This is a genomic window from Thermosyntropha lipolytica DSM 11003 (assembly GCF_900129805.1).
GTDB classification, from domain to species: domain Bacteria; phylum Bacillota; class Syntrophomonadia; order Syntrophomonadales; family Syntrophomonadaceae; genus Thermosyntropha; species Thermosyntropha lipolytica.
Genome location: NZ_FQWY01000069.1, coordinates 1 through 3,212 on the forward strand (window position 1 = coordinate 1; position 3,212 = coordinate 3,212).

Annotated in this window: 5 protein-coding genes; 3 read left to right on the top strand and 2 right to left on the bottom strand. The window is 41.8% G+C overall.

Going from position 1 to position 3,212, the window contains the following annotated elements:
• Positions 1–244: transposase (locus tag BUB92_RS10835; RefSeq protein ID WP_200774270.1), on the bottom strand; the 244-nt coding region annotated here is incomplete at its 3' end.
• A 5-nt stretch (positions 245–249) separates the two neighbouring features.
• Positions 250–390 carry a hypothetical protein gene (locus tag BUB92_RS11730; protein ID WP_200774268.1) on the bottom strand — a complete coding sequence of 47 codons (141 nt, stop codon included), beginning with the start codon at positions 388–390 and terminating at the stop codon, positions 250–252.
• A gap of 203 nt (positions 391–593) precedes the next feature.
• Between BUB92_RS11730 and BUB92_RS10840 the strand changes: the two genes are divergently transcribed.
• From BUB92_RS10840 to BUB92_RS10850, 3 genes are all read left to right on the top strand, one after another.
• On the top strand, positions 594–1,289 hold the full coding sequence (locus BUB92_RS10840) for a hypothetical protein (RefSeq protein ID WP_143156953.1): 696 nt from the start codon (positions 594–596) through the stop codon (positions 1,287–1,289).
• 76 nt (positions 1,290–1,365) lie between these two features.
• Positions 1,366–2,301, top strand: a complete 936-nt coding sequence (locus tag BUB92_RS10845) for a M48 family metalloprotease (protein ID WP_073093568.1) — start codon at positions 1,366–1,368, stop codon at positions 2,299–2,301.
• Positions 2,302–2,479: 178 nt separating this feature from the next.
• The coding region (locus BUB92_RS10850; protein ID WP_143156954.1) for a copper amine oxidase N-terminal domain-containing protein at positions 2,480–3,212 on the top strand (733 nt) is incomplete at its 3' end.

Below are 3,212 nucleotides of genomic sequence, written 5' to 3' on the forward strand. Positions count from 1 at the left end.
TGCATATAGCAGGGGTCTTGTAGCCTGCATCCACTACTACCGCTTCTATCTCAGTAAAGTTTTCTTTTACTTCTTTAAATAATTCAGAAAATACCTGACTATCATGGACATTACCAGGAGCTACTTTGCATCCCAGTATGAATCCATTTCTATCGCAGGCTACAGAAGCGGTATATGCAAAACAACTCTCTTTTTCCCCTTTATGAAACAGGCCACTCTCAGGGTCTGTCGTGCTCTCTTTTATCTCTTTTAATTTTTTCTTACTACTCTCTTCTCCTTTATCATCATCTTATTCGTTTTTAAGCGTAAAAAATGATCTTTGGGTACTAGCTTATCTATACTTACAATTTCCAGTTGGTTTATGGCTTTACGGTTCTTTTTGCTTAACATTTATACCCCCCATTACTTGCTTATTTTTTTAATTTATTACTTTTTTAAGAATTATTTGCTCTATTTTCTTTAATGAATTTTAAAAAACGCCTGCCAGCAATGACTTTGTCGACAGCGTGAGAGGGGGACCTCTTTGGGTTGCACAAGTTGCACAACTTGTGTATAATTTAAACCAGAAGAAGATTAAAAAAGGAGTGATTTTTATGAAGAAGGATAAGGATAAGGATTTTGTAATCGTAAATGTCGCTCTAGACAAGCATATCGAAACTTTACTAAGAATAGAGGCAGCACATCGCGAAACTTCAAAACGGCAGCTGATTGCGAATATTGTTGAGGAATGGCTCTATCGCAACCGCAAGACAGGATTTTTCGATTTGATTTTAAAAATCAAGGAGAAACAGGATGAGGGCGAGGTGAAAGTCGTTGATATAGCCAGAATTAAAGAAGTCAAGGACATCAAGGACTTCGCTAGAGAACTGGTCGATGTATGCAGCGCATACTACCTGGAATGGAACCGCAACCGCATAAATGACAAGCCTTCGGAAAAACAACTCCAGTTAAAACAAGAACTCCTGCAAAAAATAGAAGAACTCAACCAGCTGGCTGTAAGATATGGCATTCCTCCCGCTCCTGAAATGACAAACTTTTCTGATGACGCGCTGGCAGAGGTGTGTAAAAACTATATTGATGATTACAGCTATGACATATATTTCGGAAAACCGGAAAAAGAGCTAGAGAATGCGGTCATACCCAAGTTTGAAGTGGAGATGCAGAAGGAGATTGATGATTTTGAGAATGCGTTGCGGAAGGCACTCAGGAAAAATAAAAATGCCTTACCTCCGGAAACAATAAAGGATTATGAAAAGACTTACAATGTGAAGTTACTGGAAGATGAATAAGTTTAAAAGGCTACTGGTTTTCCAGTAGCTTCAGGGTGCTGTTTAAATTTAAATAGCCAAAAGGGAGGTTTTAAAATTGTTTTTAAAAATCTTCCGGCTCATTGTATTCTCCCTTATAGTCATCATTAACGGCTTCATAGCCTGGATGGCTCTTTATTTAACGGTGAGCATGTTTAATACTAACCTGGCAAGTTCTACCGTAGAGCAGTACACCTTTTTAGGAGCTGTGGCGATAACTGTTCTGCTCATCTGGTTTGGTTTCTCCCGGCTGGGGGAAAATTACATGCGGGCAAAGCTTGGGCTAAAACCCCCAATTCCGCAGTATTTAGAGAGGCTTCAGCCGTTGTTTGCGGAAGTCTGCCAGCGTGCCGGCAAAAATCCGGAGGATTACGATTTATTTATTTCCCCGGAAAATATTTATAATGCCTATGCCGTAGGGAAGCGGACGATAGTTGTATGCTATCCTATGCTTTCCCTGCCTGATGATGAGCTGAAGGCGGTGCTGGCGCACGAGCTTGCTCATATAGAATACAAGGACACCCGGGTACTGCTTGCGGCCAATCTTATGAATACGCTGGGGAACATAAGTTTTGGAGTGATAATAGCTATAACCATATTTGTAGGCAGTTTCGTATCAAGCATTCAGGTAGATGATAGGGCAGGCGGAGGAGTCTTATGGCAGGTGTTAGGCAAACTGTGGCTGATTATGATAGTAGCCTTCTTAAAACTCATTGCCTGGATACTTTATAAAATCCTGGAGATTTCCTTCCTTGCAGTAGGCAGGGGAGAGGAGTACAGGTGCGACGAATATGCCTGCCGGCTTGGATACGGGATTCCGCTGGCAAGCTTTTTATACCGGGTAGAGAGCATGGAGGCAGGCCGAAAGAAAAATCTCTGGGATAAAATTAAAATACAGAAAAAGGGGTTTGCGGAAACGCTTTTTGCCACTCACCCGCCAATCAGGAAGCGGATAGAAAGGATAGGCAGGATACTGGAAAACAGGAAAAATTAGCAGCAGGGAAGGCTTAAAATCTTTTATACCGCTTTCGACAAAAAAGGAAACCTTTTCCTAGGTTTTTGCGTCTAAAAATGTAAAATATAAGAAAATTCCCGCTGGCGCGTATATTTATATAAAACCTTAAGTTTTTGCGAACAAAATAATAAGTATTGATTTTAAGGAGGTTGATATTATGTTTAAAAATTTCAAAAAGCTTTTAGGGGCGTTTCTGATTTTAAGCCTGGCGTTAATTCCCGGCCATAATGCCACAGCCGACAACGCCGAAACCATAGCCACTCCTGACAAGGTAGTGGTGTTTAAAATCGGCGACTACAACTATTACTTAGTTGACCTTAATAATAACAAAGTTGACACCGTCAGCATGGACACAGCACCTCAAATTTATCCCCCCGGCCGGACTTTTGTGCCGGTGAGATTTTTAGGCAACGCATTTGGAGTAGATGACAAAAACATAACCTGGGACGGCAAAGCCAATACTGCAACCCTGAAAGGCAAGAAAACCTTGCGGTTACAGATAGGCAATAAGACCATGCACAGCGACGGCCAGGCAGTAAAAATGGATGTAGCACCTCTTATTCAGCCACCGGGCAGAACCATGCTTCCTGCCAGATATGTTGCAGAAGGATTAGGCTACATCGTTGAATGGGACGCAAAAAGCCAGATGGTGATTGCATATCCCGAAGGACAGCCGAAGCCTGATGTGGAGAAGATAAGGGAAATAATAGAGCAGAAAATCAGGGAGCAGGATAAACAAACTTCCCAGAACCAGCTGTTGCAGGGCGATGGGTATTACAATGATGAGTTAAAGCGCGACCAGTGGGGAATTCTTTTTGAAGAAGGACAGAGATATGGCCATATGGCGCTCGATAAGCATATAAAAATTGAGCCTTCCGGCAGAATAGTGG

Bases quoted from the DNA above. Each gene is read 5' to 3' on its own strand.
- BUB92_RS11730 (WP_200774268.1), bottom strand. From the start codon at position 390: ATGTTAAGCAAAAAGAACCGTAAAGCCATAAACCAACTGGAAATTGTA.
- BUB92_RS10840 (WP_143156953.1), top strand. From the start codon at position 594: ATGAAGAAGGATAAGGATAAGGATTTTGTAATCGTAAATGTCGCTCTA.